We start from the raw sequence: 19,498 nt of genomic DNA, 5'->3' as shown, positions 1-19,498 counted from the left end.
GTGAGACTGGACCCATGGCATCCCAGAGCGCGAACAGCGAGGGCGCCGAGCTGGGCCGGTACCTGCGCGCCCGCCGCACCCAGACCAGCCCCGAACACGTCGGCCTCACCGTCGGCACTGGCATCCGACGCACTCCCGGCCTGCGCCGCGAGGAGCTGGCCACCCTCGCCGGCATCAGCATCGACTACTACGTGCGCCTGGAACGCGGCAAGGAGACCCGTCCCGGCCCCGCCGTCCTCGACTCCCTCGCCCGCGCCCTGCACATGGACGACCAGGAACACCAGCACCTGCGAGAACTCGCCGCCCGCGCCGCCCGCTACGCACCCGAACCACCCCCGGCACCGAGCCGAACCGTACGCCCCCACCTGAGACTGCTGCTGGAGTCGCTGCGGCCGAACCCGGCCTACGTCATCAGCCGCAGCATGGACATGCTGGCCTGGAACCCCGGCGGCCTCGCCCTGTACGCGGGTCTGGACGACTGGCCCGTCAAACACCGCAACCTCGCCCGCTACCTCTTCTTGCACCCCGCAGCCCGCGATCTGTTCCCGGACTGGGACCGGCAGATCACCGCCTGCGTCGCCCGGCTGCGCGCCGTCGCCGGCACCGCCCCCGACGCGCCCGATCTGACGAATCTCGTCGGCGAACTCCTCCTCAAGAGCCCCGACTTCGCGGGCCTGTGGGAACGCTACGAGGTGACCGGTCGCAAGCCCGCTCAGAAGGTCTTCCAGCACCCGCAGGTCGGAAGGCTCACCCTCACCGCGCAGTCCCTGCACGTGGAGGGGACCCCGGGCCAGCGGATCGGCGTCTACACCGCCGAACCCGGCAGCCCCGACCACGACGCCCTGCTCCTGCTCGACATGACCGCACCCCGGCCCGCCGAACGTCCTGTCCCCGCCCCGAAAGCCACTGGTCAGCGACCCTGAGCGGCTTGCGTCCCGACTCATTTCCTCGTGCGGCTGGGTTCGTTGTCGAACGCCTCGGCTGGATGCCCCCCGAGGACACAACCGCTGCCGGTCGTTCCGGCTGCACCGGTACAGCCGGAGAAGAGAGCGCTGGAACTGGACGATGACAACGAGGGGTGAGGCGGGAGGGTGTCAGCTGGTCGCTGCCGCCAAAACCTGCGCGAACTGCTCGTCGGTGACGGGCTCCAGCCAGGTGGTGCCGTCGCCCTTTCCGTCGCCGACAACCGTGGCGATGTGTGTCATGAGGGTGCTGTCGGTGGCGCCGTGCCAGTGTTCCTCACCGGCGGGGCACTTCACAGTCTGGCCGGCGCTCACTCGCACCACGTAGCCGTCGCGGGTACCGACGAGACCGATGCCGTCGGTGATGTAGAGGGTCTGTCCGTTGGCGTGGGAGTGCCAGTTGGTACGGGCGCCTGGGGTGAAGCGGACGAGGCCTATGGCCAGGCGGGCCGGTTCGGTGGGGGCTTCGATCAGGCTGAGGTAGACGTCGCCGGTGAAACGGTCGGCGGGGGTCTTGACGGTGGGGGTGCTGATGATGTGTTTCATGACTGTGTTCCTCGGGGGTGAGGTTGGGGTGGTCAGGTCGCGTCGGTGTAGGCGAGGTCGGAGCCCAGCTCGCGGGAGGCTTCCACCTGGTCGAGAAGCTGCTTGGCCTTGGCCTCGACGGCGGCGAGGCAGTCGTCGCCCGCGATGAACCTCTGGGGCGGCTGGTCGAGTTCGGTGACCTTGAGCAGGGCGTTGGCGAGCTTGGCCGGGTCGCCCGTCTGCTGGCCGTTCATCGCCTCCCACTGCTTCTTCGTCGCCGCGGTCCGTTCGGCGTAGTCTTCGATGGAGCCGTCCGCGTAGGTGGTGGAGGCCTCCATGAGGAGTTCGGTGCGGAAGAAGCCCGGCTCGACGATCGTGGTGTGGATGCCCAATGGCTCCACGTCGTGATGGAGGACCTCCATGAAGCCCTCGACGCCGAACTTGGCGGCGGAGTAGGCGACGCAGAAGTCGACGCCGACCGCGCCCGCGAGGGACGAAAGGGTGATGACGTGCCCGGAGCGCTGGGCGCGCATGACGGGCAGTACGGCGCGGGTGACGTTCATCGGGCCGAACAGGTTCGTCTCGATCTGCGCGCGGACCTGCTGCTCGGAGAGCTCCTCGAAGAATCCGGCGTAGAAGTTGGCCGCGTTGTTGATCAGGACATCGATGCGTCCGAAGCGGTCCACGCCGGCCTGCACGGCGTCGCGGGCGGTGGCGGTGTCGGTGATGTCCAGCGCGGTGGCCAGCAGGTTGTCCTGCTCGCCTCCGAGCGCCTCGATGACCTTCTCAGGGCGACGTCCGGTGGCTACGACCCGGTGGCCTGCGGCCAGGGCCCGGCGGGCGATGTCCGGCTTCGACAACGAGTGCGACGACGCTGAGGCTGCCGTTGGAGGCAGTGGCCTGTTCGCCGAGGAAGCAACCCATGGCCTCACGGATGCAGGCGCGTTCGTCTTGGCTCTGGTTCACGTCAGGGCCTCGGCACTGTGGGCAGTCGCGTCGTGGAGCATCCGCCGCCGCCCAGTACGGGGCGTCGGGCAGGCCAGCCGAACAGCCGGTCTCAGTCTCGTCCTAGACGGCGTCGGCGAGCTGGGGGAGGACCTTGTTGCCGAGACAGTGGACGTCGCGATTCCATGACGGGATACCGGGCAGCACACAAGGGTGTTCGGCAGGTTTGCCGAGGCCCGGACCGGGACGGCGCGGCCGGTTTCCTGCCCTTCTCCTGGTCGTCAGATCGGCCGTTGCTGTTCTGCTCCCGAAACTGATGCTGCTTGACACAATGCGAGCAACTGATCTCCTCGGTGATGGGCGGTATGGATGGACCCCTTGCAACCCGGTGACCCCCGCCGGATCGGCCCGTACCGCCTGCAAGCCAGGCTGGGCGCAGGCGGTATGGGGCAGGTGTTCCTGGCACTCTCCCCGGGCGGCGGCCGCAAGGTCGCGGTCAAGCTGATCCGTCCCGACTATGCCCGCAACCCTCAATTCCGGGAGCGATTTGCCTTGGAGGTGCAGGCCGCCCGGCGCGTGGGCGGATTCCACACCGCGCAGGTCATCGATGCCGACCCGGATGCCGAGGCCCCATGGATGGTGACCGCCTACATCAGCGGTCCCTCCTTGCAGGACTTGGTGCACGGCGGCACTTTGCTCGCCCCCCAGGCGGTGAGCGAGTTGGGTGCGGGGCTGACCGAAGGCCTGGGCGCGATCCACGAGTGCGGTCTCGTCCACCGGGACCTGAAGCCCGGCAACGTGATCATGGCGGACGACGGTCCGCGCATCATCGACTTCGGCATCGCCCAGGTCGGCAACGCCAGCGCCCTGACCGTTACGGGCGCACCGATCGGCACATACGCGTTCATGTCCCCGGAACAGGTGCGAGGAGAGGAGGTGGGCCCGGCGAGCGACGTGTTCTCGCTCGGCTGCGTGCTCGCCTTCGCCGCGAACGGTCATGGCCCCTTCGACGCTCCGAACATTCCCGCGATCGTACGGCGGATCCTCGATGAGCCACCGCGTCTGGACGGCCTTGCCGACCCACTGCGCGAGCTGATCGCCGCATGCTTGGCCAAGGAACCGGCGCATCGACCGGAGATCGCCGAGATCCTGCGACGCACCGGACCATCACCCCACATTCGCACGGAACCGGGAGCCACCCCGAAACCGACGGAACCGCTTGCCCTACCGGAATCACGGAACTCAGGCCTGCGCCGCGGCCCGGGGCGGCGCGCCATCCTGCTCGGCGGTGTCGCGGCGGCCGCGGTAGTCGTCCCCGCGGTGATCTTCTGGCCCAGGGACAAGAAGGACCCGGGACAGCAGAACGGAGCGGGGAAGGCGCCTGAGAGGGCAGGACCGAAGAGGCCCACCGCAGGCGAGCTCAACGGCAAGGTTCCGGTGGTAGAGGCGGCGTACAGTCCCGATGGCGGGACAATCGCCGCTTCCAGCTACAGAGACACGCCGGACGACGGATCGGGCGACAAAGGGGACAGCGGCTGCATCCAGCTCTGGGACACGGCGACCCGTCGGCTCTCCACCCTGACTCTCGGGGAATCGGACTTCCTGCCGAACGCGGTGGCGTTCAGCCCCAATGGCAGGACCCTCGCCGTTGGCAGTGCCGGTTCGGACAGTGTCACTCTGTGGAACATGGCCACGGGTCGAGTCCAGACCACCCTCAAGCGTGAGTGGGACTTCGACGACGATTCGTGGTCCTGGACGAACGCGCTGGCGTTCAGCCCCGACGGCAAGACTCTCGCCGTCAGTGGCCAGGACTACAACACGGGAGGCGAGGGTCAAATCCGGCTGTGGGACCTGTCGGGACGACGTCCCGTCGGCACGGCCCTTGAGGGCAGGCACGAAGGGGCCTTCTTCCACGTGGCCTTCAGCCCCGACGGACGCTCCATCGCTGCCGGCGGCGAGTCCGGAGTACGCCTCTGGGACCGCTCGAACCACCGCGTCACCGCCCTTCGCGACTCCGTGACCTACACCAACGCGGTGGCGTTCAGCCCCGACAGCAAGACTCTCGCCAGCTGCGACGGATCCAACTACGAGGCCTCGGCAAGTACCGGCCGCGGCGGCATCTGGCTGTGGGACGTCACTACCGGCCGTACCACCACGCTCACCGAGGAGATCGTGTACTCCGTGGCGTTCCGCCGCGACGGAAAGTCGCTCGCCAGTGCCGGCAAGGACGGGCTCAAGGTGTGGAACGTGGCCACCGGGCGTGTCTCCGTACTGGACGACAGCGCACACCACTGGCTGGCGCTCAGTCCGGACGGCACAACCCTCGCCACCACAAGCAAGAGAACCTCGACCGAAATCCAGCTCTGGACCCTCGCATGAAGTCCCTGGAGATCCGCGCAGAAACGTGCAGCGGCTCCGAACCAGCCCGGCATCATCGGCAGGACCGGCTGGGACCGGTCCAGGGCCTGGATCTGCGACTTCTCGTTCACGCAGAGGACCAAGGCCTTCTCCGGCGGGTCGAGACAGAGGCCGACGACGTCGCGGACCTTGTCGATGAACAGCGGATCCCTCGACAGTTTGAAGGTCTGCGAGCGGTGCGGGGCCAGGGCGAAGGCCCGCCAGATCCTTGAGATGACCGACTGCGACATCCCGGTCGCCGCGGCCATCGACCGGGTCGACCAGTGCGTCGCGTTCTTCGGTGTCTCCTCAAGGGTCTTGACGATCACCCTCCCGACATCCGCATCGGTGATCTTCCGCGGGACACCAGGACGCGGGTCGTCGTGCATGCCGTCCAGGCCGCGGTCGAGGACCGGCGCCGCCAGGTGCGGACCGACCCGGGAGCGATCCCCGGACGGCGTGACACCTCCGCGATCGAATGTCCCTCCGCCGACACTCCGCGGACTCGAGCACGATCCGGGACCGAAACGCCAAGGCCTGAGCCGTTGAACGACGGCACACCCACCCCACGAGCGCAGCCCGCTGCGCATCGGTCACGGACAACGGCGGGATCTTCGGTCCAGGACGACTCACACCCAACCAACGACGAATCTCTGACTCAGGTCACTACCGCCATGCGCTCTCACGTTCCTGGCGCAGGGGTGCGTCGCGGAGTTGCCGGTCCCTGTCCACGTCGTCGAGTGACTCGTTTCGGTGAACTCAACGCGGCACGTCTAGCACGGTGGCCCGGGACTTCACTAATAAAGGTGTCTGATCATTTGCCTGCCTCGGCGGGCCCGAAGAGATGGAGTGTCCATGAGCGTCCGACGTTGGGCGATGGCGGCAGTGGCTGCGTTCGCGTTCATCGGTAGCGGTATCGCTGTTTCTCCGGCAGATGCCGCAGCGACGTGCCGTGGCAATGCCTGCGACGGGAAGAATCCCCATACGACCGGTTGCGACCAGGATGCCCGCAACCTCGGAGGCCCGATCCGCGGCAGCGGCGGGCCCGCCGTACAACTGCGGACCTCCTCTCGTTGCAGTGCGGCCTGGGTCACCATGGAAAAGGGCGACCACGGCTGGAAGGGCTGGATCCAGATCAGGGGCGGTGCGCTGTACCACGTGAACGCGACCACTTCACGCCCCGCGTACTCCCTCATGGTCGGCACCAGCCACGCCTACCGCGCGTGCAAGGAGGACTCCGACGGCGGCCAGATCTGCGGTGCCTGGCACTGAGCGGCGCCACGAAGGCGGAGCGGCCCCGGCCGTACTGCGTCCCGTCATGGGGACCGGGGCCTGTCCCGCACACTCCATTCCGGCACGGGCCACAGCGAGCCTAAGCGGGTGAGCCGAGAGCCCCTGCACGGGTCTCCGCCGGCCCGACTCACCGGCCGGGACGGGGCACCAGAACGAGCACAGCGAGACTGCCATGAGGCGTTCACACGGCTGGCTTCCGCACACGAGAGGTGTCGCGAGCGACGGCTTCTCCCGCACCTTCATCACCGCCACCGACGTTCAGACCATCCACGATGCTCTCGCCGCCGACGGTCACACCATCGTCTCCGCACCGATCGACGGCCCCTTCGGCCGGACATTCACCTTCGCCGACCCCGACGGCTACCGAGTCACTCTCCACGACCGTGCCTGATCGGCCAGACGCCACCGCACGATCACCGATCTCCGAGGACCGCGGTTGCGCCCCGAGGCGTATTGCCCTGCGGAGCGGCCCGTCGCGTTCAAGTCATCAGATCAGTTCCCGCCAGCGAGGGTGGCCCAGCGTTCGGCTGTCTTGGGGTGGATGCCGAGCAGGTCGGCGATGATCACGGGCGGCTGTCCACCAGGGCGCCCATCATGGCGGTGTTCCGAGCTGCGCGGGCGGGCAGATCGCGGTGTCTCAGTGTGTCTGCGAGGCCGAGGTGGTTACGGGTCGTCCAGGGCTTTGGCCGGGTAAGAGGTATCTATGTCCGGCCGTGGTGCTGTGCCGGGACGTGCTGTGTCGGAGCTGATCGTCGATGAGACGGGAGTTCGGCCGGGCCCATTGCGATCGCGACCCTGGCGGTGGTCGCCAAATGACCTGGACGCACGCCCGCAGGACCCCGCCGGCGCCGAGCGCCTCGCCCTGATCGGCGCCCCGTGCCTGCTTTCCCTCCGCAACGGCCGTCAAATCGAGGACGCACGCGAGATCGCTCCGGACAGCAGCAGCGTCATTGCGTCCTTGAGGATGTCGTCGGCGGTGGTCTGAGAGACGTCGAGTCCGCCTTCATACCCCGCTGCCCCGAGCAGGCCCCGCACGACGAACCGATCGCTATGCCCTCATTCAAGACGTCCCGCCATAACGACTTCGAAGCTGCCGGTGTCAGAACGGCGGGTCTTCGGCGCAGCCTCCTGTCTCGTTGCTCGCCCACCACAGATTGTGATCGGCCATGCGGGCGTGAGATTCACGGGCGGCAGTGTCCTTCGCGTTTCCCAGGGGGCTGGTGTCCTGGCCCCAGGCGTTCAGCGCGTCCAGTGCGCGGTCGCGTTTGTATCGGTCTGTGCTGGTGCTGAGCAGGCGGCGGGCGTGGTCAGCCAGCTCGTTCCGGTGCTCGGTGAGGGCGTGGTGCTCTGCGAGGGGAATGGCGGCGACGAGGGCCGCGTCGCGCACCTTCGCATTGTCGTCGGTGAGGAACGACTGAACGGCGGAGTAGATCAGCGGGCGCAGGTCCCGGAAAGCCCGCATGTCAGGGCATGCGTCGAGAAAAGCCTTCACCGAAATGGCGTTCGCCCATGGCGACGCGCTCGTCATCGGCGTCGTAGGCGGTGCAGCCGAGCCAGTCCAGTAGCGTCTCGCGGGTGGGGTGGCGCAGTTGGAGGTCGGCCTCGTGGGCGTGTTCGCTGCTGCGGTGATCGGATGGTTCAGGATGGCCGCCACGTAAAGAGCCACGGGCACTGTGGCTTCGTAGATGGTGTTCTGGTGGGTCACTGCGCCGAGGGTGTCCTCGGCGGCGGGCGCCCTGATGGACGGGTTGGGCTCGAGGAGACGTATGAGCGCGGTTGGCAGGGATTCGCCGGTCCCGTACGGAGTGGCGAGCGACGCCCAGTCTGTCTCGTCCAAGAGCTCCTGGAAGTGAGGTAGCTCGGGATGAGGGTTCTCCGTCGCCTGGCTGCCGCTGCTGGTCACAGTCCGAGGCTACGCGTATCCGTGGGCGGACCGCTCCGAGCAGGACCGGGTCTCCAGCGCCACCCAGGCCGTCCTCGGCACCTGGCGCAACCGAGCAACCTGACCGGCTCGCGATCCCGAAGCGGGCGAGCTTCCCGCGCCCGTCGCTGACCTGGCCCTGCAACAGGTCGCGGTTCGCCGCAGCCATGCTGTACTCGCCCAGACAGACTCATCCTGGCTTTCCCCGGCGGCCAGCCCGGCCGTCCTATCAGTGCCTGAGCCATGGGCGAACGACTTCGCAAACTCGGCATCCGGCTCGCAGAAGCCCGCTCGACCGCGCTCTTCCAGCTCGCCACCGAGCTGCCCGCCGCCGTCATCGCCACACCCTCGGCATCGACATCACCGTCGCCGTCAAATGGCAGCGAGCCGCCGCCGGGGACTGGGGCGCCTATGCGGCCGAGGTCAGCCGCCGCCACCATGACTTCTGAACCCAAAGGAAAGGGAGCAACACATATGCTGCTACGTGATGTCGAGTACGGAGATGTCGACGCCTACGTCCGGATGCGATGCGACCCGGTCATGATGGCCGAGCTGGGCGGCCCGCTGCCTCGCGAAGGTATGGAGGCGAAGGTCCACCGTGATGTTCAACGGGTGGCAGACACCGACTGGACAAAGATGATCGTGCCCGAGGAGGCCGAGCTGGACGTGGTCGCGGGAACCGTGACCTTGTGGCCCCACGACGCAGACGGCGAGCGCATCTCCGAGATCGGCTGGATGGTGCTGCCGGAGTACCAGGGACGGGGACTCGGAAAGCAGGGCGTCCGCACGCTGCTTGAGCTGGCCCGCGACGACGGCCGGTGGGGGCTGATACACGCATTCCCCGCAACAACCAACGCCCCGTCCAACGGCATCTGCCGCACACTCGGCTTCCGATTCCTGGGCAAGCAAGACATGCCCTTCGCCGGTCGAGTCCTGCAAACCAACCACTGGACTATCGACCCTCGCACCGACCTGACCTGATGCACCGCAGCACGCCAGGGACCCGCGCGGAGCCCCGAGGGCGGGAGGCATTTCAGAGAGTTCCAATACTTGACTCCACCATTATGCGTCTCCTTCGAATTCCGCACCCGCTCCCTCCTCCGCTTCCTGGACGCCACCATCGAGGCAGCTCTGCGGCCGGGAAGGACCCGCTGATGCCGCGCCAGATCAGCTACCGATGGCGCCTGCGCGAGCTGATGGCCGCCCGCGGCATGTTCACCGTCGCCGACCTTATGCCGCACCTGACCGAACGCGGCATCACGCTGTCCTCCTCCCAGGTCCACCGCATGGTCTCCGGCATCCCGGAACGGCTGTCCTTGCCGGTGCTGGCCACCCTCTGCGACATCCTCGACTGCACGCCTACCGACCTGATCGCCACCTCGGCCCAGAACCTTCCAGCCCGCCGCGCAGCCGGCGAAGAGGCTTCGCGGGACGCTCATGCACATCACCCCGGGGCTTCCCTGGACGGGCAACTTCCAGCACTGGTCGCCGTGGCGGCCTCTCGTCATCGAGACCGCCCGCCACGTGCTCGACTACACCGGCGGCACCCTGGTGATCCCCAGGACCGTCCTGATCGAGGAGTACTGGCGCGAGATCAGCACGGGCCTCGCCCGACACACCATTCCGGTACGGCACTTCGTTCTCCACACCGACCAGGGCACCCTCCGCGGGCGCATCGAAGGTGACACTCCCGCCAGCACCTGGCGGTTCCGACTCGAACACCTCGAGCCCTACGCCGAGGCGGCCCGCACGTAGCTGCACGCCGAGGCCGAGGCCGTCGACACCACACCTCTCACGCCTGCCCAGGCCGCCCTGCAGATCGCAGAGACCGCCAAACGACGCTTCTGGAGGGGGAGGCGGTCCGCGCACGTCGCCTACCGCACGGCGACGTGATCCCCGGTCGACGACTTCGCCCCGGAGGTGGAGTTCCCGTAGTACGTCCACCGCCATGTCCCCGAGCCGGTGGCCTTCACCGTGGTCTTGAGCGCCCCCGTTCTACTCGACGTCGCTTTCTTGACCGTCGTGTACGAGGAGGCGCCCGCCGCCTTGAACTGCAGGCTGACTGTGCGGCCCGCGTACCCCTGGTACGTGTGGGTGTCCCAGTTTGCCCGTGTGACCCGCCCGGTCACGGTGATCGTCTTCCCTTTCGCGACCGGCTCCGGCGAGGCGTTGACAGTGACGCGTGTGGCCCGCTTGACCTGCAGCGGGAGGTCCTTGTCGTCAGTGTCGTGGGCGTCGCCGGCGAGAAAGACCCGAGCAGCAGTTCGCCAGGTGCCGGCGTCCTCGTTCCCGAAGTCATGGTTCTGCGGGTCGATGTACAGCCATTCCTCGAAGTCGCAGATTCCTTTCGCCCTGTCCACGACCTTGCAGTCGCTGGTAATGACGGAGCTGTGCAGGGTGTCCCCAGTGTCAGGCTTCCCCCGGTAGGGGAACGCCGTCGGCCCGAAGTCGTATCTGAGTTTGGTCGTCATCCGGAAGACCGCATGCACCTCGACCTCCTCCTTGACCCCGATCACGATCGGCTTTCCGCCGTTCACCGAGACCCGGGTGAAGGAGACCCCACCCTCTGCTGCCCCAGCCGGCACCGCCGCCACCCCTGTGAACACAGCCGCAGCTCCACCGGCCACCACCGCTTTCCACATCGTCTTCCCCATCTTCGAGCTCGCCCTTTCCCCTGCAGCCTGGACCGAACGCGTAGGCGCACCGGCCGGAGGTACATCCTCGCGGCTGAAATGTCGGACAGGAGAGGGCTGTACGCGGTTGTACACGGTGCGGCAACGATTTGATCACCACGGCATCGCTCAGGTCCGGTTCCCGGGAGGGGCCCCAATGGCTTGACAGAGGATCCGGTGATCAGCCTTCCGCGTTCCTGCCTCCTCAGCGGACCAGGTACGCCTGAAATTGGTGCATTCACCGCACCGGGTCCCTGTTCTGCCTCCACGCCAAAACTGAGCGCCAGGGTGGCCAACTATCCTGCTCAGTCACAGCTGTGCCGAAGCACGTTAGCTGTCACCATCTGTCCCGTCTCAAATGATCTGGCCTGCGGGTAGGGCTGTGAGCTGCGGCGACCAATTCAACTGAGACACGGGGCGGCCGAGAACTTCAGGTGATCCGGTCCTGGACGGTTGGATGCCGGGTGCTGTCTCAGTTGCTCTGGTCTGGGCACGTCGCTTCGAGCTGATATCAGGTCTGGGTGGTCTCGACGCCGGCCAGTAGGGATCTGACCGCTCACGCGTCATCGTCACGGCCGCAGTTGCCGCGAGCGCCAACTCGCGCACGCCCTCCGCACCCCGCTGATGGTCACCCTGGCCAGGACCCTGCACGACGAGGCGAACGGTGGGGCGGGAACCGCGGGCGGCGGGGCCTCCGGCCGCGGTCCGGCGGAGCTCCTCGACACGGCGCGCTTCCCCACCCTGCACGACCTGGAGGAGCACCTGCTGGGGGGCTTCGTACCGACCCTCAACCAGCGGCGCGCGCCGGAGCGGGCCGAGTCGGGGCTCCGACGGTACGACTGGGATCCGCTGCGGGCCCGGCACTGGCTGGGCCAGCTGGCGCGCGGTCTGTCCCGCAGCGAGCACGACCGGCATGCCGTGGCCTGGTGGCGGCTCGGGCACACGCTGCGGGTGTCGACGCGTGTCCTGCATGCCGCGCTGGTGATCGCGGTGTGCATGGCGGCGGCCGCCTGGCTGGTGCAACTCCTCACCCAGCCCACCGGGTTCCTCGATCCGCGGGCCCGTGGATCGTGCTGCTGCAGGGCGCGCTCGTCGGACTGCTCTTGGGGACCGCCGCCTTCGGTAACGCCTCGGTGCTGGCCCTGCTCGGCCGGATCACGGCTGTCCCGTCCCGGGAGCGGCTGCGGCTGCCCGCGGCGGACCGTCGCATCGGCCGGCGGCGGGTCCGGGCGTTCTTGGTCCGCTTCGGCCTGATGCTGCTGGCGGGCACCGCGCTGGGCGTCGCGTACGCCTGGGTGCTGGCGCTGCTCGACTCGCTGGCGTACCGGGGCCGGCGGCGGCAAAGCCGGGGCTGGCCGAGGAGGCGTTCGGGGAAGCTGACGGCGCGTTTGCGGACGTTGTCGAGCCAGGTGCCGAGCTTGAACCACCACCGGCCCTTCGGTAGCGTTCTGACGGCCTGGTAGCGCCTCTGCTGCGCCCAGGTGGCCGGTGTTTCACCCAGTTGCGACGTCGTCGCGCCGTCCCCTGCTTCCGTCCCGCTCCTGGCCCGTCATGTCAACAACCTCAAGGAGATTTCGGCGAGCGGCCGTTGTCGAAGATGACCCCGCGCTCGCCCACGCTCACCGGGACATTGACCCACCGGGCCTTGCCGTCGACGGGCGAGGCGTACTCGCAGCGGTGACCGGTGTCTTGGCCGCATGCGACGAGTTCGAGGCCCGGCACCTTTCCACAGTGTAGGTGCTTGCTGACCCGGTTGTACTGCCTCCAGAACTCGCCGTAGACAGACTTCGCCGTCAGTGCGGCCTGGCCCGCGTTGGTGATTTCGTGCGGTTTCAACTCACCGGCCGGCTCCTCGAAACGGATGACCAGGGGACCTTCACGCCGTTGTAGGTGACGGTGCACCGTGTGGTCACGCCCGGCTTTTTACTCACCTTGTCGCCCTCGCACGTGGCGCTGGTCTTCCCGGGTATCCCGGCCATGGCCACGGTGTGTTTACGCATCGTCCACAGCATCCGCTCGGTGAACGCGGCGTCGTCGGGGGGTTCCGGCGGCAGAGCGCCGAGCAGCGTCTTCACCGTCAGGAGTCCAGGCTCGGCCGAGGTGATCGCGACGGGGAGTTCCTTGCGGCTCTTCGGCGGCGCGGTGTCCGCATGGCGGGAGGAGTTGTCATGCGATTCCGACCCGCCGCAGCCCGCGGTGACGAGAGCGATCACGGCTATGCCCAGGAGAGCTCTACCGATGCGCATGCAGGATAACGGTGGCGGCCGGCTCGCGGACGAGCGGGTACAGGGCGGGAGCTGTGACCTCGTTGCGCCGGCGGCCCGGTGCTGTTCGAGCAGACCGTCGCACCGGAGAAGGACCTGGTGACGCTGCCTGCCGTGGCCGGCGCCGAGGAGTTCGCGGTGCCGGGGCGGCAGGCCCGCAGCCCGGCCGGGGGAGAATGCGGGCATGGCGATGTGCAAGAAGTGCGGTGCTCGAAAGCGCAGTTGGCCTCGTTCCTGTTCGCGGTGCCGTTCCGGGCCGGACCGTGCGGACGCGGCTGCGGATGCCGCCGAGGTGGCGGTGGAGACGGGACTGCTCGGGGGGATCGGGCGGGGAATCACGGAAGTTGCGCGCCTGGTGCTGCGCGCGTTCGACTGACCGGGCTCACACGGGCACGGCGCGGCGGCCAGGGTGTGACCGGGCGGGGAACGGCAGTTTCGGCCGCCAACCGGCTGCGCGGGGCGGTGATCAACGCCGAGGAGGTGGACCTCGCCCGGACCCCGGCGACCGGCCGGCGAGCGATGCGGTACTGGGCTCCCCACCGCGCCGTCGTCCCGCCGCGCGCCGCCGCTGTGCTTCTCGGGACGTCCTTGCCCGGCCAGGGCCGGCCTGGCCGGGAGGTCCCGGGTCCGGATTCCGAAGCCGCCGGGTACGGGGTCAGAGCATGCGCGGGAACATCTGCTCGCCGGGGAGCGGCGAGGCACCGACGCCGGTGTGCTTGGAGCCGCCGGCGAGAAAGACCGGCTCGCCCGGGGCGTGGATGGTGAACCCCTGGCGCTGGTAGAACCGGGCCAGGGCGGCGTCCCCGTCGGTGAACTGCCCGTACGCGAAGAACGCGCTGTGCTCGCGGTGGACGGTCAGGGCCCTGGCGAGGAGGGCGGAGGCGATGCCTCGGCGGCGGCAGTCGTCCGCGACGGCCAGAGCGCGGATCTTGACGTAAGCCATCGCGGTAGCGCCCAGGACCGGGCCAGCGGCTCAACCGTCTGCACACACCGTTTCGCCGGGCTGGAATGGATCGCATCGATGCTGTCCCGCATGACCGCGGCCAGGGAGCCGGCCTGGCTCAGGCCCTGTGGGCTCAGCGGGCGCGCCGACTCATCGCCCGTCCAACCCTCACGTGCGACCGACTGGGTATGGGGGTACCAGGTCCACAGCCAAGTCTTGCAGTGCCGTGATCATTTGCGGATCACAGCCACCGGGAATGGCAGGGGCGCTCTCGGGCTGCGGTGTTGAGGAGGTTGGTGCCCCGGTCCGCGCACCAGGTCCTCGGGGCCGCCCGTGAGCGACCGGCCGTCCTGGCCCGCACGCCTGTCACGCCCGGTGGCAGGCACCGTCGTATGGCTGCGGCGAGCGCGCATCACGGACTCGCGCCGTCCGCCATGAAGCAACGGCTGGTCACCTCCATCGAGTAATGGCTGTGACCTGCACCTTCGTGCCAGACCCTATTGCCTCAGCTCCTCAAGGCGCCCGAGGTCGTCGTGTACCAATTCCCGCTCCCGCGCGGTGAGGTGTATCGCGGCGGCCTCGGCGAGCGCGGACGCCGCGGTCTCATCGTCACCGAGGCGCCCGGCGACATCCGCTCGGAGCACCAGGAGGCGAAGCAACTGCACTGGGGTGGGCCGTTCGCCCTCCATACGCAACACTCGGTCGATGATCTACGCCGCCCCGGCCGGATCGTCCCTCGAGTCCGCGAGAAGGGACGCGTGATGCAGGGCTCGGGCGAGAGTTTCCTTGGGCGCAGGCCGGTGGTGGGGGTCCTGGCTTGTCTGCTGCCCGATTCGCAGGCAGTTGCCGCCCGGGTCGGTCACGAGGAACTGCCGTGCACCGTACGAGGTGTCCTTCAGCGCCCCTATGCGCGGCAGCCCGCGGGTTGGGACTCTTCCGTACGCTGCCTTGAGCCCGGCGCGGAAGGCCGCGTGCAACCCGTCGACGTCATCGGTCTGGATGTAGCAGGTGCTGTACGACTCTGCTGGTTCATACCGTTTCATCGCGAAGAAGTGGAGCTGAATGCCGCCACGCTCCACGACTCCGTAGGGATTGGGGCTCTGCTGCTGGAAGGTCACCTCGAATCCGAGGGCGGTGTAGAAATCGAGAACAGGCTGGATGGTCCGGCATGGCAGCATCGGAATGGTCTTCTCGCTCACACCCGTCACTCTAGTCAAAGTTGAATAGCCGGGGTGTCTGTCGGACGATCTCCTGTGGCACCTGATGCCCTGTGCCCTGGTGCGGCGGGCTGTTCGCCGGCCGCGGGGCGGGTCGGTGAGCCGAGCCGTCTCTCCGCCGAACTAGGTGTCCTCGACCTTGTGGAACCCAGCTGAACAGCGAACGCAGTACGGCGAGTTGGTCGTGACGGTGGTGGTCGTGCGCTGTCCTGATGCAGGCAAGCACTCGGCGGCGGATGGATGCGGGACGGCCGCGGTCACGGGGAACCTGTTCGAACAGCTCCAGATATCTCCGACCCGTGCTCGGTGGATCGATGCCTCGTGTCGCTTACGCTCGGATCATGGTGCAAAGCCAGGCGGAAGATGTCGACGGCTATCTCGCCGAGGTGCCCGAGGAACGCAGAGAGGCTCTGACCCGGCTGCGTGAGCTGTGCCGTGCCGAGCTGCAGGGATTCACCGAGGTGATGGCGTACGGGATGCCCGCCTATGAGCGGGATGGCATCGGGGAGATCGCCTTCGCGAGCCAGAAGCAGTACATCTCCTTCTATCTGCTGCGCAGCGACGTCCGCGAGGCATTCGCTGAGCGGCTGGCGGGTCAGGACATGGGCAAGGGCTGCCTGCGCTTCCGTAAGCCGGAGAAGATCGACTTTGTGCTCCTTCGGGATCTGCTGCGGGCCACGGCGGCTGGAGCGGGCAAAATCTGCTGACTGCTGCGGCACAAGGCCGCCACCCGGGCACATGCATCGATCAAGGCCCGTCAGTGGCTACAGCGCAAGAGCCGTCGATTTGATCACGAACAGCTACCCGGACCCGTCACCCCCGGCAACGCCCACTCACCCGTTCAGTGGGCACCGACACAACATTGCGGCCCGCCCGGGCACGGAACACCGGGCAACATCGCCGGGCTGCGGCGAGACGTCACGGAGTGCGCGTGTCGGGAGCCGGACTCTTTCGTTGGTGGGAGTACGGCCCGGGTTCGTCCGGCTGGGCAAGGGCTTGCACGGACACCGGGACTGGTCCCGGACAAAGGAGGAGCGCGATGGCTGTGGAGATGCGGGGAGTGGGCGGCGGTGCGGGGCGTGCGGGTGTGCGGGCCGCGGTGCTGGGCGCGGTAGCGGGGGCGGCCTTGCTCCCGGCCGGTGCCGCTCACGCCGGCGTGATCGGGGTCGGGAACGCGGTGTTCGGCAACACCTGTGTCAACCAGGGCGGCGCTCGGGCCGTGGGTGCCACGGTGGCCGGGAGTGGGGTGGGCAGCGGCAATCAGACAGGGCTGCCGTTGAGCCTGCCGCGCAACCACTGCGGCAACAGCGGCATCGTCTGCACAGCCCTGTTCATGTCCAGCGTGTGAAAGGGCCGGTGAACGGGCCAGCGACCGGACGGACCACGATGAGCGAAGCAGCGGCGTGTACGCCGGTGGACGAGCGGGCGGTGGAAGCACTGCTCTCCCTGAGCGGGCAGACGCTGCCCCTGCTGCGCCAGTGGGTCGGGTCGGACCCGGGCTGCGGTGTGGCGCGGGCGCTGCTGGCGTTGGCGACCGGAGACCGCTGGGACGACGCCGTGCTGAAGGAACAGCTGGTGATCGCGCACCGGGACGCGTCGGCGGCCGGTGAGCGGGAGGCGAGCCTGGTGTACGGGGTGTTCCTTCATACGCACCGGCAGTACCGGATGACGGCCGACCACCTGGTGGAGCACTTCGACCGGTGGCCCGCCGATGAGCTGGCCGGCCTCATGCTCGGCGCGTTCTCCGCGTGCGGGGACGCCGCCTACCGCGCGCACGGCGATGCTCTGATGGAGCAGCAGGCAGCGGTGGCCGGCCCGGAGAGCTGGCCGTGGATGAGCTGGCTGGCATCGGCCAGGGCGGAGCAGGGCCGGGTACGCGAGGCGCACGGACTGGCCGGGCGGGCACTGGCCCTGTATCCCCGCTCGGGCGTGGCCGTGCACGCCCTGGCACACGCCGAACACGAACTCGGGGCCGGCCACGCCTGCACCGACTTCCTGGACCAGTGGCTGCGCACGGACCCGCAGGCGGTGCAGGCACGGCACCTGAACTGGCACGCCGCTCTGCAGTCCATCGCCTGCGGCAACTTCCCCGACGCGCGACGCCGGGCGGATACGGCACTGGCGCGTACAGATGTCGGTATGCGGGCCGCGACGAACTGGCGCCTGCTCCTGGCCGGACAGTCACCGGCCGGCCGCAGCGATCCGGACCACGTCCGGGAACTGCTCACCGCACCGGGCGCAATGGCGGAGACCTTCCACACCTTCAACCTCGCCCTCGCCCTGGCCGTGGAGAGCGCGACCGACGACCTGTACACCCTGGCCCGCCGGGCCGCCGCCGACGAACGCCCCGAGTTCCACGAGGTCCTGGCCCCCGTGGTGCAGGCACTGGCGGAAATCACCGCGGGCCGCCCCCGCGCAGCGGTGAACCTGCTCAGCGGCCTGGGCGAGAAAGCGGAGCGGATCGGCGGAGTACGGGTAGAGCGCGAGATCATCCAGGACACCCTCGCCCGCGCCCTCATCGACACCGGCGAACACGCCCACGCGGCCGGCCTGCTGCACCACCGCACCACCACCCGCCGCCACCACACCTACGAGAACCTGCTCCTCGCAGCACGTGTCCCGGCCATCGTGCCCGGCCCCCGGGACCGACGATGAGATCCCTCCGCAGGGCGAGATCGGCAAGAGGTACAAAGGCAATAGCAGGTGGGTGGGGTCGAGGGATCGTCCAGACCGGGGCGCGCCGTGGGCGCGGTCGGCGGCGCGCCCTGTGGCTTTCAGGGTGTCTTGTTGTGCTTCGGGGTGTTGATCGCGCCTGGATGAGGCCGGGGCGGTCTTTACTGTGACTGGTCACAGATTGACGCTCCCTGTGGCGGTTCCCGAGCTGATATGAGGGGCGCTGGTAGGGAGCGTGGTCGTGGGTGCTGAGCACAGCGAACTTGCCCGGTTGCTGGCGGCTGCGGAGATGGCGGCGCCGGTGGAGGCCGTCGATGTGGTCGCGGAGGACCTGCGGCGGCGTTTCAAAGCTACGAAGGTCTCTTTTCTCATCGTGGACCTGACGGGGAAGGCGGTGGCGCGGCTGTCCGTCGCCGGCACCGTGGGGCGGGAAGCGGAGCGGGTCCCCCTGTTCGGCAGCGTGTACGAGCAGGTGATCCGTACCCAGCGGCTGCATCAGGAGGCGACCGGTCAGGGACAGCGGGTGATCGCGCCGGTCACCAACCGAGGGGATGCTATCGGGCTGCTGGAATTGCTCCTGCCGGCCGACCCCGGCGAGGACTTCCTCGATGCGATCAGGGAAGCCGCCCACATCCTGGCCTACATCGTGATCGCCAACGGGCGGTTCACCGACCTCTACGCCTGGGGCAAACGCTCCAGGCCCTCCACCCTGGCCGCAGAAATCCAGTACCAACTGCTGCCCATGTCACTGTCGTGCGAGGCCGCACAGTTCACGCTGTGCGGGAGCCTGGAGCCCTCCGAAGACCTCAGCGGCGACACCTTCGACTACGCCCTGGACCGCGACACCCTGCACCTGTCGGTGACCGACCCCATGGGCCACAACATCGACGCCGCCCTGGCCGCCACGGTCTTGGTGAGCGCCCTGCGCAGCGCCCGCCGCGCAGGAACCGACCTGGCCGAGCAAGCCCACCGGGCCGACCAGGCCCTGGCCGACCACGCCCACGGCCACGCCACCGGGCAGCTACTGCGCATCAACCTCCACACCGGCCAGGCCCAGCTCGTCAACGCAGGCCACCCCTGGCCGCTGCGCATGCGCGAGGGGACTCTGGAGGTGATCACCTGCGAGGTAGACCATCCCTTCGGCCTGTCCGTGCCCGCCCCCCACCCCTACCGCGTCCAGGACATTGATCTGCGCCCCGGCGACCGTCTGCTCATGCTGACCGACGGCATGCTCGAACGGCATGGGGAGAATGTCGACCTGTCCGCCCTGGTGGAGCGCACCCGGGACCTGCATCCGCGGGAGACCGCACTGATGCTGACGTCCGCGGTCCTGGACGCCGCCGGCGGCCGGCTCGAAGACGATGCCACCGTGATGTGCCTGGACTGGCACGGCCCCCAGGAGACCCAGCGGCAAGACGCCGGCTCCGGCGCGGACACTCAGCAAGCCTCAGCAGGCCGCACGAAGCCATAGCCGTGACCAGGGCGCTCACGTACACGACCGGGGCCTGCGCCTTCGCCTGCCTGCTCTACATCCTCGGCCGGCGCGACAGCGCCCTCTACTGGTGGCGATTTGCAGCTGGTGCCGAAAACGCCCTCGCCGCCCACGTCCTGGCCCTGTACCACGCCGCCAACGGAACCGGCCCAGAAGCCAGAGTCTGGTGCGCGCACTCCCGACTCCTCGGGTTC

At 68.5% G+C, this 19,498-nt stretch carries 18 protein-coding genes and 5 pseudogenes; 13 read left to right on the top strand and 10 right to left on the bottom strand.

What is annotated here, in order from left to right:
* Positions 1–14 precede the first annotated feature (14 nt).
* Positions 15–923, top strand: coding sequence for a helix-turn-helix transcriptional regulator (locus tag ACFYY7_RS23905; protein ID WP_388664288.1), 909 nt, complete (start codon positions 15–17; stop codon positions 921–923).
* A 171-nt stretch (positions 924–1,094) separates the two neighbouring features.
* On the opposite strand, the gene ACFYY7_RS23900 is transcribed toward ACFYY7_RS23905, so the two are convergent.
* Both ACFYY7_RS23900 and ACFYY7_RS23895 read right to left on the bottom strand, forming a co-directional pair.
* Positions 1,095–1,508: a cupin domain-containing protein gene (locus tag ACFYY7_RS23900; protein WP_388664287.1), complete on the bottom strand. Its 414-nt coding sequence runs from the start codon at positions 1,506–1,508 to the stop codon at positions 1,095–1,097.
* 32 nt (positions 1,509–1,540) lie between these two features.
* Positions 1,541–2,347 (bottom strand): SDR family NAD(P)-dependent oxidoreductase, encoded by an 807-nt coding sequence (locus ACFYY7_RS23895; protein WP_388664285.1) that lies wholly within the window; start codon positions 2,345–2,347, stop codon positions 1,541–1,543.
* Between ACFYY7_RS23895 and ACFYY7_RS23890 the strand changes: the two genes are divergently transcribed.
* Complete coding sequence (locus ACFYY7_RS23890; RefSeq protein WP_388664284.1) at positions 2,331–2,621, top strand: hypothetical protein; 291 nt, start codon at positions 2,331–2,333, stop codon at positions 2,619–2,621. The two genes, ACFYY7_RS23895 and ACFYY7_RS23890, sit on opposite strands and share 17 nt — an antisense overlap.
* A gap of 180 nt (positions 2,622–2,801) precedes the next feature.
* Positions 2,802–4,811, top strand: a complete 2,010-nt coding sequence (locus ACFYY7_RS23885) for a WD40 repeat domain-containing serine/threonine protein kinase (RefSeq protein WP_388664282.1) — start codon at positions 2,802–2,804, stop codon at positions 4,809–4,811.
* Positions 4,812–5,110: 299 nt separating this feature from the next.
* On the opposite strand, the pseudogene ACFYY7_RS23880 reads toward ACFYY7_RS23885, so the two are convergent.
* Positions 5,111–5,218: pseudogene (locus tag ACFYY7_RS23880) on the bottom strand (IS630 family transposase); the annotation flags it as partial.
* Positions 5,219–5,684: 466 nt separating this feature from the next.
* On the opposite strand from ACFYY7_RS23880, the gene ACFYY7_RS23875 reads away from it, so the two are divergent.
* Both ACFYY7_RS23875 and ACFYY7_RS23870 read left to right on the top strand, forming a co-directional pair.
* Positions 5,685–6,101 (top strand): DUF2690 domain-containing protein, encoded by a 417-nt coding sequence (locus ACFYY7_RS23875; RefSeq protein WP_388664281.1) that lies wholly within the window; start codon positions 5,685–5,687, stop codon positions 6,099–6,101.
* A gap of 178 nt (positions 6,102–6,279) precedes the next feature.
* A pseudogene (locus ACFYY7_RS23870) lies at positions 6,280–6,513 on the top strand (VOC family protein); the annotation flags it as partial.
* Between the two features lie 708 nt (positions 6,514–7,221).
* Here ACFYY7_RS23870 and ACFYY7_RS23865 read toward each other — a convergent pair.
* Positions 7,222–8,025, bottom strand: coding sequence for a hypothetical protein (locus ACFYY7_RS23865; RefSeq protein WP_388664279.1), 804 nt, complete (start codon positions 8,023–8,025; stop codon positions 7,222–7,224).
* A gap of 492 nt (positions 8,026–8,517) precedes the next feature.
* On the opposite strand from ACFYY7_RS23865, the gene ACFYY7_RS23860 reads away from it, so the two are divergent.
* From ACFYY7_RS23860 to ACFYY7_RS23850, 3 genes and pseudogenes are all read left to right on the top strand, one after another.
* A complete protein-coding gene (locus ACFYY7_RS23860; protein WP_388664723.1) occupies positions 8,518–9,024 on the top strand; it encodes a GNAT family N-acetyltransferase in 507 nt (168 codons plus the stop codon).
* A pseudogene (locus ACFYY7_RS23855) lies at positions 9,024–9,410 on the top strand (helix-turn-helix domain-containing protein); the annotation flags it as partial. The gene ACFYY7_RS23860 and the pseudogene ACFYY7_RS23855, both read left to right, overlap by 1 nt.
* Positions 9,411–9,480: 70 nt before the next feature.
* Positions 9,481–9,936 (top strand): annotated as a pseudogene (locus ACFYY7_RS23850) (ATP-binding protein).
* Here the strand turns inward: ACFYY7_RS23850 and ACFYY7_RS23845 are convergent.
* Positions 9,918–10,697 carry a hypothetical protein gene (locus tag ACFYY7_RS23845; protein ID WP_388664277.1) on the bottom strand — a complete coding sequence of 260 codons (780 nt, stop codon included), beginning with the start codon at positions 10,695–10,697 and terminating at the stop codon, positions 9,918–9,920. The pseudogene ACFYY7_RS23850 and the gene ACFYY7_RS23845 sit on opposite strands and share 19 nt — an antisense overlap.
* Before the next feature lie 1,088 nt (positions 10,698–11,785).
* On the opposite strand from ACFYY7_RS23845, the gene ACFYY7_RS23840 reads away from it, so the two are divergent.
* Complete coding sequence (locus ACFYY7_RS23840; protein WP_388664276.1) at positions 11,786–12,178, top strand: hypothetical protein; 393 nt, start codon at positions 11,786–11,788, stop codon at positions 12,176–12,178.
* Positions 12,179–12,278: 100 nt separating this feature from the next.
* Here ACFYY7_RS23840 and ACFYY7_RS23835 read toward each other — a convergent pair whose 3' ends face one another.
* The 5 genes and pseudogenes from ACFYY7_RS23835 to ACFYY7_RS23815 form a co-directional block, all read right to left on the bottom strand.
* Positions 12,279–12,551: a hypothetical protein gene (locus ACFYY7_RS23835; protein ID WP_388664274.1), complete on the bottom strand. Its 273-nt coding sequence runs from the start codon at positions 12,549–12,551 to the stop codon at positions 12,279–12,281.
* Entirely contained in the window at positions 12,548–12,961 is a 414-nt protein-coding gene (locus tag ACFYY7_RS23830; protein WP_388664272.1) for a hypothetical protein, read from the bottom strand. Before ACFYY7_RS23830 ends, ACFYY7_RS23835 begins: the two co-directional genes overlap by 4 nt.
* 673 nt (positions 12,962–13,634) lie before the next feature.
* Positions 13,635–13,922 (bottom strand): GNAT family N-acetyltransferase, encoded by a 288-nt coding sequence (locus tag ACFYY7_RS23825; protein ID WP_388664271.1) that lies wholly within the window; start codon positions 13,920–13,922, stop codon positions 13,635–13,637.
* Positions 13,835–14,131, bottom strand: coding sequence for a histidine phosphatase family protein (locus tag ACFYY7_RS23820; RefSeq protein ID WP_388664721.1), 297 nt, complete (start codon positions 14,129–14,131; stop codon positions 13,835–13,837). Before ACFYY7_RS23820 ends, ACFYY7_RS23825 begins: the two co-directional genes overlap by 88 nt.
* A 288-nt stretch (positions 14,132–14,419) precedes the next feature.
* A pseudogene (locus ACFYY7_RS23815) lies at positions 14,420–15,121 on the bottom strand (bleomycin resistance protein).
* A gap of 359 nt (positions 15,122–15,480) precedes the next feature.
* On the opposite strand from ACFYY7_RS23815, the gene ACFYY7_RS23810 reads away from it, so the two are divergent.
* The 4 genes from ACFYY7_RS23810 (at position 15,481) to ACFYY7_RS23795 (ending at position 19,283) form a co-directional block, all read left to right on the top strand.
* On the top strand, positions 15,481–15,846 hold the full coding sequence (locus tag ACFYY7_RS23810; protein WP_351262134.1) for a DUF1801 domain-containing protein: 366 nt from the start codon (positions 15,481–15,483) through the stop codon (positions 15,844–15,846).
* Positions 15,847–16,178: 332 nt separating this feature from the next.
* Positions 16,179–16,487 (top strand): chaplin family protein, encoded by a 309-nt coding sequence (locus tag ACFYY7_RS23805; protein ID WP_388664269.1) that lies wholly within the window; start codon positions 16,179–16,181, stop codon positions 16,485–16,487.
* A 38-nt stretch (positions 16,488–16,525) separates the two neighbouring features.
* A complete protein-coding gene (locus tag ACFYY7_RS23800) occupies positions 16,526–17,794 on the top strand; it encodes a hypothetical protein (protein ID WP_388664268.1) in 1,269 nt (422 codons plus the stop codon).
* 307 nt (positions 17,795–18,101) lie between these two features.
* Positions 18,102–19,283, top strand: coding sequence for a PP2C family protein-serine/threonine phosphatase (locus tag ACFYY7_RS23795; RefSeq protein WP_388664719.1), 1,182 nt, complete (start codon positions 18,102–18,104; stop codon positions 19,281–19,283).
* Positions 19,284–19,498 lie beyond the last annotated feature (215 nt).

The sequence above is a fragment of the Streptomyces sp. NPDC001933 genome (assembly GCF_042890955.1).
Classification (GTDB): Bacteria; Actinomycetota; Actinomycetes; order Streptomycetales; family Streptomycetaceae; genus Streptomyces.
The sequence above is the reverse complement of the archived record's forward strand: the minus strand, read 5'-3'. Positions and strand labels throughout refer to the sequence as shown.

Coding starts and splice junctions, on each gene's coding strand:
- ACFYY7_RS23885 (WP_388664282.1), top strand. CDS start 2,802: ATGGACCCCTTGCAACCCGGTGACCCCCGCCGGATCGGCCCGTACCGC.
- ACFYY7_RS23905 (WP_388664288.1), top strand. CDS start 15: ATGGCATCCCAGAGCGCGAACAGCGAGGGCGCCGAGCTGGGCCGGTAC.
- ACFYY7_RS23825 (WP_388664271.1), bottom strand. CDS start 13,922: ATGGCTTACGTCAAGATCCGCGCTCTGGCCGTCGCGGACGACTGCCGC.
- ACFYY7_RS23805 (WP_388664269.1), top strand. CDS start 16,179: ATGGCTGTGGAGATGCGGGGAGTGGGCGGCGGTGCGGGGCGTGCGGGT.
- ACFYY7_RS23890 (WP_388664284.1), top strand. CDS start 2,331: ATGTCCGGCTTCGACAACGAGTGCGACGACGCTGAGGCTGCCGTTGGA.
- ACFYY7_RS23800 (WP_388664268.1), top strand. CDS start 16,526: ATGAGCGAAGCAGCGGCGTGTACGCCGGTGGACGAGCGGGCGGTGGAA.
- ACFYY7_RS23795 (WP_388664719.1), top strand. CDS start 18,102: ATGGCGGCGCCGGTGGAGGCCGTCGATGTGGTCGCGGAGGACCTGCGG.
- ACFYY7_RS23830 (WP_388664272.1), bottom strand. CDS start 12,961: ATGCGCATCGGTAGAGCTCTCCTGGGCATAGCCGTGATCGCTCTCGTC.
- ACFYY7_RS23860 (WP_388664723.1), top strand. CDS start 8,518: ATGCTGCTACGTGATGTCGAGTACGGAGATGTCGACGCCTACGTCCGG.
- ACFYY7_RS23845 (WP_388664277.1), bottom strand. CDS start 10,697: ATGGGGAAGACGATGTGGAAAGCGGTGGTGGCCGGTGGAGCTGCGGCT.
- ACFYY7_RS23900 (WP_388664287.1), bottom strand. CDS start 1,508: ATGAAACACATCATCAGCACCCCCACCGTCAAGACCCCCGCCGACCGT.
- ACFYY7_RS23810 (WP_351262134.1), top strand. CDS start 15,481: ATGGTGCAAAGCCAGGCGGAAGATGTCGACGGCTATCTCGCCGAGGTG.
- ACFYY7_RS23875 (WP_388664281.1), top strand. CDS start 5,685: ATGAGCGTCCGACGTTGGGCGATGGCGGCAGTGGCTGCGTTCGCGTTC.